This is a genomic window from Pedobacter heparinus DSM 2366, from assembly GCF_000023825.1.
Classification (GTDB): Bacteria; Bacteroidota; Bacteroidia; order Sphingobacteriales; family Sphingobacteriaceae; genus Pedobacter; species Pedobacter heparinus.
Window position 1 is genome coordinate 2,026,227 of record NC_013061.1, and the last position, 13,103, is coordinate 2,039,329.

Consider the following 13,103-nt stretch of genomic DNA (forward strand, 5'->3'; position numbering starts at 1 on the left):
TTAAATTAGGCTAATCAAATATTAACTAAACAGCCATAAATTATGATTAATCAAACTTCTACTCTTCGTTGGTGTATTGTAGTTTTTTTATTGTGTTGTTGTGTGGTGGATTCATATTCGAGGGGTAACACAATCAGTAATGAAAATTATTCTACTAAAAAAGTAACCGTATCAGGAAAAGTTTCTGATGCTGAAGGCCCATTGCCAAGTGTGATCGTAAAGTTAAAAGGAACAAACACCTCTACTTCAACCAACGCAAATGGAAATTACAGTTTAACAATACCCGATGGTACAGGTACCTTGGTTTTCTCTTCAATTGGGTATGTTACCCAGGAAGTTGCGGTTCAAAACAGAACTACAATAAATGTAACGCTTGTCGCAGAAAATAAAACTTTATCAGAGGTGATCGTTGTTGGTTATGGAACACAAAAGAAATCTGATATTACAGGTTCTATAGTCTCCATCAGCGAACAGGCACTTAAAGATGTGCCTGTTGCAAATCTGTCTCAGGCCCTTCAGGGAAGAGGTGCCGGTATAGACATTCAAAAAAGCGGTGGTAACAGTAAGCCTGGTGCTTCGCCTGTCATCAGGATTAGGGGTGCCAGATCACTGGGAGCAACTAATGATCCGCTATTTGTTGTTGATGGTATTCCTTATAATGGGAATATCAATGACCTGAACCCTGATGATGTGGTATCTGTCGAAGTGCTTAAAGATGCTTCCTCTACAGCTATTTATGGGTCCAGAGGTGCAAATGGTGTTATCCTGGTGACTACCAAGCGTGGGAAAATTGGCGAAGCTGTAGTTACTTATAGCGGTTATGCCGGAGTGACCAAAAACCTGGGTAAAATTGATGTGATGGATGGTAAACAATTTGAGATGTTAAAGAAATGGGCTGTAGTAAATGGAAATTTTGTAAGCGGGGCCCCAAAATACACAGGTGTAGATGACCCCCGGATTATGACTGATGGTATTTTTGCCCCTCAGGAGCTTGAGTCTATCAAAATGGGCAGAAGTACCGACTGGCAGGACCTGATCTATAAAAATGGCATCACTACAAACCATCAGATCGGTGTGTCAGGTGGATCAGAAAAAACGCAGTATGCCCTGTCCGGAGGCTATCATAACGAAACCGGAATTTATCCGGGCCAGTCTTTTGAGCGTTTTACAGCTAAAATAAGCATAGAGCAACAATTGGGTAAATATGTTCGGGTAGGGTTGAACAGCATAAACAATTTCAGCTACACCAAAGGTGAGGGTGCCAACCCCATGGGGCAAGTGCTTCGAGCCAGTCCGCTTGCTACTCCTTATGATGAAACTGGTAAATTATGGGGCTTTGTGCCCGGCAGTGCAAACCAGGTTTGGAATCCATTAGGTGATTTTGTAGAAGGCGCTAAAATAGAAAACAGAAAACGTTTTGGAACATTTACCACCTTATACCTGGAAGCTACTTTGGCCCCTGGTTTAAAATATCGCTTTAACGGAGGTGCAGAAATCAAATCAGATGTTTACGGAAATTTTTATGCAAGCGCAACTTCAAATAATCTGGGTGGTTTATCCACTTCCAGCAACCGTACTGGTTTCAGAACGGATTATACACTGGAAAATCTACTTACCTACGATAAGGTAATTGCTGATCATCATAAAATAAACTTCACAGGATTGTTTTCTTTACAGGAAGCTCAGAGTCAGTCAAATTCCTTTAACAACAACAACCTGATTGCAGATAACGTATGGTACTACAACCCTCAGCTGGGCTCCAATCTGGTAGGATCAGGAGATTATAGTAAATGGTCACTGATATCCTATATGGGCAGGCTTAATTACGGTTTCAAGGATAAGTATCTGTTAACGCTTACCATGCGTTCTGATGGTTCTTCCCGTCTGGCACCAGGAGGTAAATATAAAGTATTCCCTTCTGCGGCCGTAGCCTGGAACCTGATCCAGGAAGATTTTATTAAAAGTGTAGGCTCAATTTCAAATTTAAAACTCAGGGGCTCATACGGAATGGTAGGTAATACCTCAATAGATGCCTATGCAACATTAGGTGCGCTTACAGGGGTCAATTATAATTTTGGTGACAAAACAACTACCGGTTTATATCTTTCCAATGTACCAAATCCGGCATTGACCTGGGAAAACAGTACTACGGCAAACGTTGCTGTTGACTTTGGTTTTTTAAAGAACAGAATTACCGGTTCAATAGAAGCTTACCACGTTTATACTGATAAATTATTGCTGCCACAAAACCTTCCTTTCACCTCCGGAATTCCAAATGCAGTTTTAACCAATGTTGGTAAATCTGAAAACAGGGGTCTGGAATTTCAGGTGAGTACCGTAAACATTGATGGTGATGGTAAGAAGAAATTCAGCTGGAGTACCGACATCAATGTTTCCATCAACAGAGGTAAAATTACACAGTTACAGGAAGGCGTAATTAACGACATTACGAATAACAGGTTTGTAGGTCAGCCTATCGGAACCATTTATGATTATAACAGGGTGGGCATATGGCAAAATACGCCTGCCGATACAGCCGAAGCTAAAAGATTAGGGCTTACAGTAACTACGGGTACGGGTTCTGTAATCGGGAACATCAGGCTGGCGGATACAAACGGGGATGGTAAGATCACAGCAGATGACCGGATATTTATAGGATCGAGCCAGCCCAAATGGTCTGGAGGCATGACCCACCGTTTTGCCTATAAAAATCTTGATTTTACTGTTGTAACCTTTGGAAGGTTTGGAAGTACCATTATCAGTAGCGTGCACAATAGCGGATTTGCCAATACCTTTCAGGGAAACTATAACAATCTTGATGTAAATTACTGGACACCAACAAACCATGAGAACTATTGGCCTAAGCCAAATGCCGCATCAACCAATACTCCTAACAATTCTACCTTGGGTTATTTTGATGGTACATTTGTGAAAATCAGGAGCCTGGCATTGGGCTATAATTTACCTGCACCGCTCGCCGCTAAGATAGGGGGAAGGTCATTGAGGGTATACGCTTCTGTAAACGACGCATTTATTCTTTTCTCCAAGTACAGAAATATATATAAGGGTATAGATCCCGAAGCGATCAGCGGAAGTAACAACAGAAGTTCTGTAGGTGTAGATACACCAGCAAGCTATTCTATGACTTTTGGTTTAAATATGAGTTTATAATTCAATGATTAAGATTATGAAAAAGATAGTTATATGCTTTACAGCCTGCTTATATTTAGCACTGGCCGCAGGTTGTAAAAAAACACTGGTGGAAGAACCACATTCTGATTTAACTCCTGAATTTTTTTCCACCGCTCAGGGTTTTCAAAAAGGACTTGAAGCTGCTTATGCAGGAACCCGCTCCTTCTGGGGAAATCAAAACCTTTTTACGATGACAGTAATAGGCACAGATGAATTCTATACCGGAAAGGATGGAAACAACAACATCAACAAATACAATAGCAATTACGATACGGCTAATGGAACCGTAGAGGCCATCTGGAAAGACTGTTATATGAACATTAATACTTGTAATGGTGTAATTGATAATTCTGCTGCAGTTACCGGATTGGATGATAACCTTAAAAGCAGGATTGTGGCCGAAACTAAATTCCTTCGGGCCAATTACTATTTTATCCTGGTACAATTTTGGGGTGATGTTACCTTAAACAAGACTTTCCAGAGCACGCCCATCACGTCGGCAACGCGCACGCCAATGGCAGAAGTATATGATTTTATTGTGAAAGACCTACAGGATGCCATTGCTACCCCAAGTTTTTATGCCAATCCAAAATCATCAGGGGCACTACCCGGGGTAGCTACAAAAGCAGCTGCACAACATTTGCTGGCCAAAGTATATTTAACCCGGGCAGGATCTTCGGCAAAAAAAGCAAATGATTATATAGATGCTTACAATATGGCCAAAACCGTAATTACAACCAGCGGACTGTCATTGCTGCAGGATTTTGGTGATGTGTTTGCAGAAGGAAATGAAAACAGCAATGAAGTGATCTGGAATGTTCAGCATACCTCTAACCTGGCTTATAATGGTCCAAATAACAGTGGAGGGGCTGATAATGTATTGAACCACATGTGGGTGCCGCAGTACGAACTGCGCCCTGGTATGCAGCGTTCCGTAACTTATGGTCGTCCATATATCCGTTGCGTGCCTACTGCATGGCTAACCAATGTGGCTTTCCAGGAAAGGGTAAATGACACCCGTTACAACAAAACCTTTTTAACTACCTGGATCAGTAACAATGCCTCTTCTCTTCCTAAATGGGAAGCACCAATACCACCGGGAGCTCCAGCTAATGCTGCCGTTGGGCAAGTCAAATTCACTGTTGGCGATACAGCTATATTTATGCCGGGTTTTGATGTAAGTGATGCTAAAATTGCTGCTACCAGGTATCTGCTGATCCCTCCACGTAAATATGACATCACCTTGTCGCCCTATATGAAAAAGTATAACGATACCAAACGTGCTGATTTAAATTATCCTTCTATCAGACCGGTGATCGTATACCGCCTGGCAGAAACTTATTTAATTGCTGCAGAGGCTGCATTTATGGGTGGAGCTACCATGACAGATGCCCTTGATAACATCAATTTTGTAAGGAGAAGGGCCGCCTATCCTAACGCCAATCCGGCAGTAATGAACGTGACTACCATTCCTTCACTTGATTTTATCCTGGATGAACGCACAAGGGAGCTGTGTGGTGAAAATGTAAGGTGGTGGGACCTGGTGCGGACCAATAAATTGATTGATCGGGTAAAAACTAAAAATTACAATCCTGAGGCAGCAGCCAATATTAAGCCTTTCCATGTTTTAAGGCCAATACCTCAAAAACAGATTGACGGGGTTACCACAGGACCTAAATATCCTCAAAATGAGGGTTGGTTTTAGCGCAATTTTGTAACTTATAATAACTAAAAAATATAATGATCCGAACGGTTAAATTGAAATTACTGGTTAGTTTATTCATGATTGCAGCTTTTACAAATTTTGTAAAGGCTGCTGATTTTAACATTTTGAAATATGGGGCTATTGGCGATGGCACTACACTCAATACGGAAGCGATACAAAAAGCTATTGATGCCTGTTATCAATCCGGTGGGGGTAAAGTGATCTTTCCTGAAGGAAGGTTCCTTTCAGGCACCATCGTACTTAAAGATAACATTACCATTCATTTTGAAAGAAATGCAGTGTTGCTGGGCAGTACTGATCTGAAGGATTACAGAAACCTTGACCCCTTTACTGAAGGACTGGGCATTGATGTGGGCTGGGCTTTACTGGTTGCTGTTGATGCCAGGAATATAGGACTGGAAGGCGAGGGAACTATAGACGGGCAGGGATCTGCTATAAAGGAAAAGCACATTTTAACAGATACCCGACCGGAAGGACAACGCTGGGGGCTAAGGCCATTTTTGGTACGCATTGTACGATGTGACGGGGTGACTGTGAATGGCGTTACACTTAAATATGCAGGTGCCTGGACATCGCACTATTTCCAGAGTAAAAACCTACACATAGAAAATGTAAAGATCATGAGCGTTGGGGTAGCACATAATGATGGGATAGGCATTGACGGCTGTCAGGATGTAGTGATCAAAAACTGTGATGTGGTGAGCGGAGATGACGCACTGGTATTTAAAACTACCTCCAGTAAAATGGCCTGCAGAAATATAGAGGTAAGCGGATTGCGCCTGAAAAGCAGTCAGGCCGGGATAAAAATGGGAACAGAATCTATGGCTGCTTTCGAGAACATTAAAATTTCTAAATGCCATATTTATGAAACCAGGAACGGGGGAATTAAGTTGCTTACCGTAGATGGTGCAAATCTACGCAATGTAGAGATCTCAGACATTACGATGGAAGATGTGAGGACACCTATGCTGTTTCGTCTGGGATCCAGGTTAAGTGTTTTTCGCAAAACAAGTGACACTAAACAACCTACAGGTACATTTGAAAATGTAGTGATCAGAAATGTTAAGGCCAATGCTGCTGCAAATGCCCAGTTAATGCCGCCATCCGGTATTTTAATCACAGGGGTTCCCGGTCACTACATCACTGGTTTAACATTGGAGAATATTGAGATCAGTCTGGCCGGTGGAGGTTTGGCAGAACATGCCCGTCAGGCTGTACCAGAAGCTATTGACCAGTATCCCGAAGTGAAGACCTTTGGCCCTCGTGTGCCTGCATATGGTGTTTGGGCAAGGCATGTAAAAGGATTGAAGCTTAAAAATGTGAAATTTAATCTTGATCACAATGATCTTAGACCAGCATTGGTGTGTGAGGATGGTATAGACATTGAAGTGTCCGAATGGAAGCTTCCTGAAACTTCTGGTGCTGAATCGATCATCAGACTGGAAAATGTTCAAAATGCAATCGTAAAAAACATTTCTGGTAAGGTTACTGCCAAAAAATTTGTGCTGGTTGAAGGAAATAGCAAAAACGTCAGCCTTAAGGACAACAAAATTTCGGGTACCACCAATTAACCACTTTATCAGTAGCCTGATATGGATCGCTCTATTGTCAGGCTACTGATAAAGATTTTTGTTCAGCAATGCGCTTTATATAGGCCAGGGATGCTTCTATTTCGGCTATAGGAAAATCTCCTCTTTGTCCGTAGGTCTGTAACCTTAAATATTCTCCCCATACCAGCCCGCGGCCATACGCCGTCCTCCACCACATTTGCCTGCTGATCGGGTATTTTAAATAATCGGTAGGAAGCGGTAGCGGAATACAATGCAGCATTACTGAGGGGAAAAATCTTTTTAAGGATAAGGCAGCTCTCGTAGTGGCATAAGAATGCGCTAAAAAAGTCATACTCCGGATATTTTTGAAAGAATATACTTTTTGTGCCTCAACGATGTTCTCTATGATGTTTTTTGATTTATTTTCTGTATAGATTTGTTTATCTGGATATTTTTCAATCGGAATGTAGGATTTGATCTGGGCTGATTCAGCTTCTTTTTTATAAAAGGAACCATTATAATTGGCCACACCGCCTGTAATTACCACCTGGTTTACCAGTTCCGCATTTAGCATATAGCTAATGATATCAGCAATTTCCCGGTGCTGAACGTTGGAGCCAAAAACAAAAAGTACATCAGATGGAACCAGGCTTTCTTCCTGAAAGCATAGACTGGTTAATGCCTCAATCAATTCTTTATCCATATCCGGACTTTTTGCTACTTTTACAATTTCTCTGACTAGTTCTTTTGACTCCATACACAATCAATTTTTATTTAGACGTTACAGGTGGCGGATATGCTACAGTTTTGGAAAAATATTTTTTGAACCTTTTGACCTGCCGCTTGTTTTATAGCAAATAACAGTTAGCGACATAAATAAATACAGATGAGATCGATATGGAAAGGATCAATTGGCTTCGGTCTGGTCAATATCCCGGTAAAATTATTTTCAGGGGTGCAAAATAGTCAGCTTGATCTGGATATGCTTGATGAAAGGGACCACAGTAACATTAAATTTAAACGGATAAACGAGAAGACTCAGAAAGAAGTCCCTTATGACAAAATTGTTAAAGGTTATTTTTTGAAAGACCGTTATATCGTGCTGGATGAGCACGACTTTGAAGAGGTAAAACCAGAAAAGACCAAAGTGATCGAGATTGAAAATTTTGTAGATATAACAGAGATCAATCCGGTTTATTACGAAACGTCTTATTATACCCAGCCAGAAAGTCAGGGTAAAAAAGCCTATGCTTTATTACTTAAGGCTTTAGAAAAATCTAAAAAAGCAGGCGTAGCACGTTTTGTGTTGAGGAACACAGAAAATTTATGTGTTATTCATCCGCTTAACGGAATCATCGTAATCACTAAAATTCGTTTTCAGGAAGAAATACGCGATCCCAAAGAACTGCAGTTGAAGGATACCGTTACCATCAACCCAAAAGAACTACAGGTTGGGCTTGCCCTGATCAAACAATATACTACTGAATTTGACATTAGTGCTTTTAAAAACGATTATTCTAAAGAACTGTTAAAGATCATAAAATCAAAAGCCCAGGGCAAAAGGGCAACTGTTAAAAAGATCAAAACTAAAAAAGCGGCAAGTGATGATTTGTATGACCAACTTATGGAGAGCTTAAGCAAAAGAGCTTAAGCCCTATGCTTTTATTTCAGCTTGTCATTTAAGCTGGTGGCCATTTTATAATGAGATTCAAGGGTACGCAAGGTACTGATCGCAAAATTCTGCAATGGCGTATCACCTGAAGTTGTAGCAGATTTAAACAGGTCCAGTGTTTTGACATGGTCTTTTACCATCATGCCCATATAATGCTTATCAAACTCATTTGCCTGCATGTTTTTCATCTCAGCAATGTGATCCAGATCGGTCTTAGGGAGCGCTGCAGGTAAAGTCATTTTTTTACCCTCAGCCAATACTTTAAGTCTTTCAGCAATTTTAGTATGGTCCTTTACCATTTGTCTGGCAAAATCCTTAATACCGGGATTCGCTGATTTCTCGATGGCTATTTTTCCGAGTTCTATTTCTTCCATACCCCCAAGGGCAGCTTCGTTTAGAAAATCAGCAATACCTGCGCCCCGGTTTAAAGCCGTGGTATCTGTAATGGTATGGGCTTCCATTGACGAATCAATTACTTCTGATTGTATTTCCCTGGTGCTTTTATTGGCGTTTTGACATGCCTGCAGCACACAAAAACTAATTGCTATTATAGCCGGTAAATTTATTGCTTTCATGATGTAAAGTATTAAAGGTTAGTTGCATATATTACAATTGAAATGAAAAATTGTTTAAATTGGTTAAAGTAAATCGTCTGCATATGCTTTATTTCCACTGCTTAATATTAACTTTGGGCATTAACCAAATTTATGCGCTACGCTCTGATTTTGCTAGTTTATCTGGCCTCGTTTAGTGGGGGCTATGCTCAGCCATTGATCAATCTCAATGACAGTTCACCCTATTCTAATATTGGCAGGTCTGTCAGCTATCTGGAGGATAAAACAGGCGGGTTAAATCTTGCTGCTGTAAAAGCATTGGATAAAGGGGGTAGATTTTTAAAATCGGATGCTGAGATTTTGGCCTTTGGCAATCGCCGGTCAGCTTTTTGGATGAAACTCAATTACTTCAATAAAAGTGATGGAAAGGCATTTTTAGTAATAGATGTCCCAAATGTGGAATCTATTGATCTGTATGCTGATTTGCCAGGTGGCCATCAGTTACACCTGCATACGGGAAGCCTCTCTGTTAAAATGAAAAGGGTAGTGGCCTCAAACAATTACATTTTTGATTTGGGAGGTGCCGATGACATCCACCCCGGCATTCAAACCGTTTATATCCGGGTAAAAACAAATAATATCCTGCTGTTGCCGGTTAAACTTGTTACAGCAGAAACCCTGATTGCTGAATCGGCGCTTAAAACGCGCTTTGAGGCCATGTATATCGGTGCACTCATCATCTTGTTCTTTTTTAACCTTTTTCTTTATCTGAGTTTTAAAGACCATATTTATTTTATTTACAGCATCTATGTCGGATCCCTGTTTATTTATCTGATCTTCTATATCAGGGGGTATGGATATGTTTTCGGAACTAACTTTCGTGCTTTTATCAATCTTTATCCACATATCTTTCTCAGCGTATCCTGTCTGGCCTCTGCCTTGTTCTCTATCAATTATCTGGAGTTGAAAAAAAGGATCCCCGGTGTGATCCGTATATATAATGTTTTGATCTTTTGCTGGTTGGTTATTCTTGTACTTAGTATATTAGGCTATAAAAGTGCCATATCAGGCATTGTAAATTATCTGTTGATGTTATCCAGCGTTTTTTTATGGATAAATGGCTTCTTGTCCTACCGTACCGGCCATAAAGCAGCCTTATATTATATACTGGCCTGGGCTTTTGTCTGCATTCCAATTTTATTTGTTACACTTACTTTATCAGGTGTATTTGCTTACCATGATTATACCTTTTACATTGTCCCCGCCGGTACTACCATTGAACTGCTGCTGCTGTCTTTTGCGCTGGGCGACCGGTTCAATACCATCAGAAAACAGAATATAAGGTTGATTACTACGCAAAAAGAAAGACTGGAGAAACTGGTACAGGGCAGGACGCTAAAACTGAACGAGAGTGTTAAAATGTTAAAAGAGCGGACACTAAAACTCAATGAAACCATAGAGACCCTGGAAGAAACCAATGCCGTAAAAAATAAACTTTTCTCTATCATAGCGCATGATCTGCGCAGTCCTTTTAACAGTCTTTTGAGTATTTTCTCGCTCAAAGATATGAACCTGCTTACGTTTGAAGACCTTAAAATGTTACTGAACGAAAGCAGAAAAAGCATTGATACCATTCACAATACGCTAAATAACCTCCTTTACTGGGCAAAAAGCCAAATGGAGGGGGTAACTGCATTTCCTTCAAATCTTGATCTGAAGGAAATGATAAGCAATTTGCTATTGGTATATCAGCCACTTATAACGAGAAAATCAATCGGAATTGCATTTCTTGCAGATCAGCACATAGAAGTTTATGCCGATGAAAACCAGATTCAGCTGGTTATGCGTAACCTGATCGACAATGCAATCAAGTTTACACCCTTTCAGCAAAACATAACCATCTCGCTGAAAAAGGACGCCACACATGCCCATATCATTGTCACTAACCCTGTTTCCGGGGCGGTTGCCATCAATCAGGATACCTTTAGTTCAGGTAAGATACATAATCCAGCGTATGGTACGGCCAATGAAAAAGGTGTTGGGCTAGGCCTGCATTTATGTAGGGAATACATTCAGCAAAACGGTGGAGAACTTATTGTAGAGCTCCGTTCTGATCAGGTATCATTTTCTTTTAGCCTTCCCATAGCCATGTAGTCTGTACAAGGCTTGTGGTATGAATTTTACCAGATGATCATTAAAGGTAAGCAGGAAGGTGTGATTGTGGGTAAAAACCTCAAATCAGACCCTACTTTCGTACCTGGACGTACTTTGTTCGAAGCTTGCGCACACCTGGCCCATAAAAAGGGTACTTTTTACGAACAAGCTACGACCAAGGTATTGAGCAGCGAACAGCAAGGTGGCAAATAGAATAAAATCAGACTATAATTTGTTTATTTTCAATTGATTGTGCTTTTTTTTCTGTCTTTAAATTTAATCTTCTTTGATTAATTTATGGTTTTCTGTGCGTGTTCTGTTATGTTCCGTACTACATCATCCAGGCTTTTCGCCGCTTTTTTTAATTTTTCTATTACATCGGCATTGCATGAGTTTTCATTGACCAGCTCTAAAAGGCCCAGTATGTTGGAAAGCGGGGACCTCAACTCGTGCGATTGTATCCATGATATCTTTTTTAGTTGTTCGTTTTGTTTTTCAATCATGTTCATGTACCTGGATTGCTCAATCTGATTTTTCTTTTGCTCAGTAATGTCAACAAAATAAATGGCCAGGCCGTCTTTTTTGGGATATACATGCATCGATCCCCAAACGCCAAGAGGTGCATAGCATTCTTCAAAATGTACACTTATTTTTTCCTCTAGCGCACGTTTGTATTCCTGATAAAACCGTCCTTCTTTTGATCCGGGAAAAAATTCCCAGAGGTTTTTTCCTAACAGATCGGTTCTTTTACAGTTCAGGATCCGTTCTGCCTCTTTATTGATGTAGGTAACTTCCCAGTTTTCGTTCATCGCATAAAAGCCATCGGTGATGCTTTCCAGAATATCGGCAATCTCTTCGTTTTTTTCTTTTAGCGCATTTTCTGCCTTAACTTTTTGATCGATGTCAATTGCCATGACTACCCTGGCCACTCTGTTCTGGAAAATATTGCAGTGTGCATAAATATGAACGAAGAACTCTTCGCCATTTTTACGGATGTGTTTCCACACTCCATAGTCGGAATAAGCAGCCCTTACTTCCAGGATAGCTTTTTTGAACCGCTCAACCTCTTGTGCTGACCTGATTTGCAAGGCACTCATGGATAGGAATTCTTCTTTTTGGTATCCGTATTGATCTAGAGCTGCTGCGTTTACTGCAAGAAATTCATGAGTATGTAAATCAAAGATGTACATTGGCGCGGGGTTCTCCTCAAAAATTCGTTTAAAACTGGCCGATTCTGCATCGTTCGGATTTGCATTAACAGGGAGATTGATCATGATTGTATGCTAAAAAGATAAATCAATGTAGTAAAAATTATAATTAAAAACGGAAGTTTAATCATTTGGAACATTTCTGAATTTTTTAATACGTTTGAATTATGTAACTTCAAAATTACTTATTACATTTGTGTAACTTCAAAATTACGCATTATGGAAAATCACATCAAACACAAATGGTTCTTTAATCACCCGCCTGCGGTTGTTTGGCAATACCTGACCGATTCTGAACTGCTCGCACAATGGTTGTTGCCTACAGATTTTAAACTGGAGATTGGGCATAAATTTGTTTTCGGGGCTAAGCCGATCCGCCGTTTCAGTTTCGATGGCAGGATTTACTGCCAGCTCATTGATTTTGAGCCGGAGAAGATGTTAAAGTATTCCTGGCGGGGAGGTGCTGGAGAAGATGTCAAACTGGATTCGATGGTGACCTGGACGCTGGAGCCCAGGGATGGCGGTACTGAACTAACTTTGCTACATGCTGGTTTCAAAGGTCTGAGGAATTATTTGCCGTACCTGGTGATGGGCAAAGGCTGGCTGAAAATTGCTAAACGCCTGGCAAAAAGAATGGAGGAAGAATATGCAACATCCTAATTTAGACGCTTTTCAGGTAATTGCAGATGGGAGCAGGCGGGAGATCCTGCATATGTTGACAGAAGGTAGTATGAGCATCAATGCCATAGCAGGAAAGTTCGAGATCAGCAGACCTGCGATTTCCAAGCATATCAAAATTTTGGAGCATGCCGGGTTTTTGACAATTGAAGATAGTGGGAGGGAGCGTTTTTGTATGCTCAGCCAGCAGGGATTTACTGAACTCCGGGACTGGCTGGAATATTATGATAACTTTTGGAAACAGAAACTGACTAAACTCGAAAGCCTAATGGATGCAGGTCACAAAGAGGGAGATTTATAAAACCTAAGCGCCTGCTCGTTTGCCATCTGTTGGGCTGATACCATTGGGACACAAGTGTAAAGCTACCG

General features: G+C 40.7%; 11 protein-coding genes. 8 read left to right on the forward strand and 3 right to left on the reverse strand.

All coding sequences use genetic code 11. The annotated features are described in order from the left end of the window. Nucleotides 1-42: 42 nt before the first annotated feature. The 3 genes from PHEP_RS08550 to PHEP_RS08560 are packed head-to-tail and all read left to right on the forward strand — an operon-like array spanning nucleotide 43 to nucleotide 6,489. On the forward strand, nucleotides 43-3,171 hold the full coding sequence (locus tag PHEP_RS08550; protein WP_015807533.1) for a SusC/RagA family TonB-linked outer membrane protein: 3,129 nt from the start codon (nucleotides 43-45) through the stop codon (nucleotides 3,169-3,171). Nucleotides 3,172-3,187: 16 nt separating this feature from the next. Next, nucleotides 3,188-4,897 carry a RagB/SusD family nutrient uptake outer membrane protein gene (locus PHEP_RS08555; RefSeq protein WP_049772309.1) on the forward strand — a complete coding sequence of 570 codons (1,710 nt, stop codon included), beginning with the start codon at nucleotides 3,188-3,190 and terminating at the stop codon, nucleotides 4,895-4,897. Between the two features lie 35 nt (nucleotides 4,898-4,932). After that, nucleotides 4,933-6,489 carry a glycoside hydrolase family 28 protein gene (locus PHEP_RS08560; RefSeq protein WP_015807535.1) on the forward strand — a complete coding sequence of 519 codons (1,557 nt, stop codon included), beginning with the start codon at nucleotides 4,933-4,935 and terminating at the stop codon, nucleotides 6,487-6,489. Between the two features lie 37 nt (nucleotides 6,490-6,526). Here the strand turns inward: PHEP_RS08560 and PHEP_RS08565 are convergent, their stop codons facing one another. Beyond that, nucleotides 6,527-7,225 (reverse strand): ElyC/SanA/YdcF family protein, encoded by a 699-nt coding sequence (locus tag PHEP_RS08565; RefSeq protein ID WP_015807536.1) that lies wholly within the window; start codon nucleotides 7,223-7,225, stop codon nucleotides 6,527-6,529. 129 nt (nucleotides 7,226-7,354) lie between these two features. Here PHEP_RS08565 and ku point away from each other — a divergent pair, with 129 nt between their 5' ends. After that, complete coding sequence (ku, locus tag PHEP_RS08570; protein WP_015807537.1) at nucleotides 7,355-8,119, forward strand: non-homologous end joining protein Ku; 765 nt, start codon at nucleotides 7,355-7,357, stop codon at nucleotides 8,117-8,119. Between the two features lie 11 nt (nucleotides 8,120-8,130). Here the strand turns inward: ku and PHEP_RS08575 are convergent, their stop codons facing one another. After that, the gene (locus tag PHEP_RS08575) at nucleotides 8,131-8,715 is read right to left on the reverse strand and encodes a DUF4142 domain-containing protein (RefSeq protein WP_015807538.1); all 585 of its coding nucleotides are present in this window, start codon (nucleotides 8,713-8,715) and stop codon (nucleotides 8,131-8,133) included. A gap of 132 nt (nucleotides 8,716-8,847) precedes the next feature. On the opposite strand from PHEP_RS08575, the gene PHEP_RS08580 reads away from it, so the two are divergent. Both PHEP_RS08580 and PHEP_RS08585 read left to right on the forward strand, forming a co-directional pair. Continuing rightward, nucleotides 8,848-10,848, forward strand: a complete 2,001-nt coding sequence (locus PHEP_RS08580; protein WP_015807539.1) for a sensor histidine kinase — start codon at nucleotides 8,848-8,850, stop codon at nucleotides 10,846-10,848. Between the two features lie 33 nt (nucleotides 10,849-10,881). After that, nucleotides 10,882-11,061: a hypothetical protein gene (locus PHEP_RS08585; RefSeq protein WP_015807540.1), complete on the forward strand. Its 180-nt coding sequence runs from the start codon at nucleotides 10,882-10,884 to the stop codon at nucleotides 11,059-11,061. 77 nt (nucleotides 11,062-11,138) lie between these two features. On the opposite strand, the gene PHEP_RS08590 is transcribed toward PHEP_RS08585, so the two are convergent. Further along, complete coding sequence (locus PHEP_RS08590; RefSeq protein WP_015807541.1) at nucleotides 11,139-12,122, reverse strand: PAS domain-containing protein; 984 nt, start codon at nucleotides 12,120-12,122, stop codon at nucleotides 11,139-11,141. Nucleotides 12,123-12,275: 153 nt separating this feature from the next. On the opposite strand from PHEP_RS08590, the gene PHEP_RS08595 reads away from it, so the two are divergent. Both PHEP_RS08595 and PHEP_RS08600 read left to right on the forward strand, forming a co-directional pair. Then, entirely contained in the window at nucleotides 12,276-12,716 is a 441-nt protein-coding gene (locus tag PHEP_RS08595; protein WP_015807542.1) for an SRPBCC family protein, read from the forward strand. Continuing rightward, nucleotides 12,703-13,035: an ArsR/SmtB family transcription factor gene (locus tag PHEP_RS08600; RefSeq protein WP_015807543.1), complete on the forward strand. Its 333-nt coding sequence runs from the start codon at nucleotides 12,703-12,705 to the stop codon at nucleotides 13,033-13,035. Before PHEP_RS08595 ends, PHEP_RS08600 begins: the two co-directional genes overlap by 14 nt. Nucleotides 13,036-13,103: the final 68 nt, after the last annotated feature.

Coding starts and splice junctions, on each gene's coding strand:
- PHEP_RS08550 (WP_015807533.1), top strand. CDS start 43: ATGATTAATCAAACTTCTACTCTTCGTTGGTGTATTGTAGTTTTTTTA.
- PHEP_RS08555 (WP_049772309.1), top strand. CDS start 3,188: ATGAAAAAGATAGTTATATGCTTTACAGCCTGCTTATATTTAGCACTG.
- PHEP_RS08560 (WP_015807535.1), top strand. CDS start 4,933: ATGATCCGAACGGTTAAATTGAAATTACTGGTTAGTTTATTCATGATT.
- PHEP_RS08565 (WP_015807536.1), bottom strand. CDS start 7,225: ATGGAGTCAAAAGAACTAGTCAGAGAAATTGTAAAAGTAGCAAAAAGT.
- ku (WP_015807537.1), top strand. CDS start 7,355: ATGAGATCGATATGGAAAGGATCAATTGGCTTCGGTCTGGTCAATATC.
- PHEP_RS08575 (WP_015807538.1), bottom strand. CDS start 8,715: ATGAAAGCAATAAATTTACCGGCTATAATAGCAATTAGTTTTTGTGTG.
- PHEP_RS08580 (WP_015807539.1), top strand. CDS start 8,848: ATGCGCTACGCTCTGATTTTGCTAGTTTATCTGGCCTCGTTTAGTGGG.
- PHEP_RS08585 (WP_015807540.1), top strand. CDS start 10,882: ATGATCATTAAAGGTAAGCAGGAAGGTGTGATTGTGGGTAAAAACCTC.
- PHEP_RS08590 (WP_015807541.1), bottom strand. CDS start 12,122: ATGATCAATCTCCCTGTTAATGCAAATCCGAACGATGCAGAATCGGCC.
- PHEP_RS08595 (WP_015807542.1), top strand. CDS start 12,276: ATGGAAAATCACATCAAACACAAATGGTTCTTTAATCACCCGCCTGCG.
- PHEP_RS08600 (WP_015807543.1), top strand. CDS start 12,703: ATGCAACATCCTAATTTAGACGCTTTTCAGGTAATTGCAGATGGGAGC.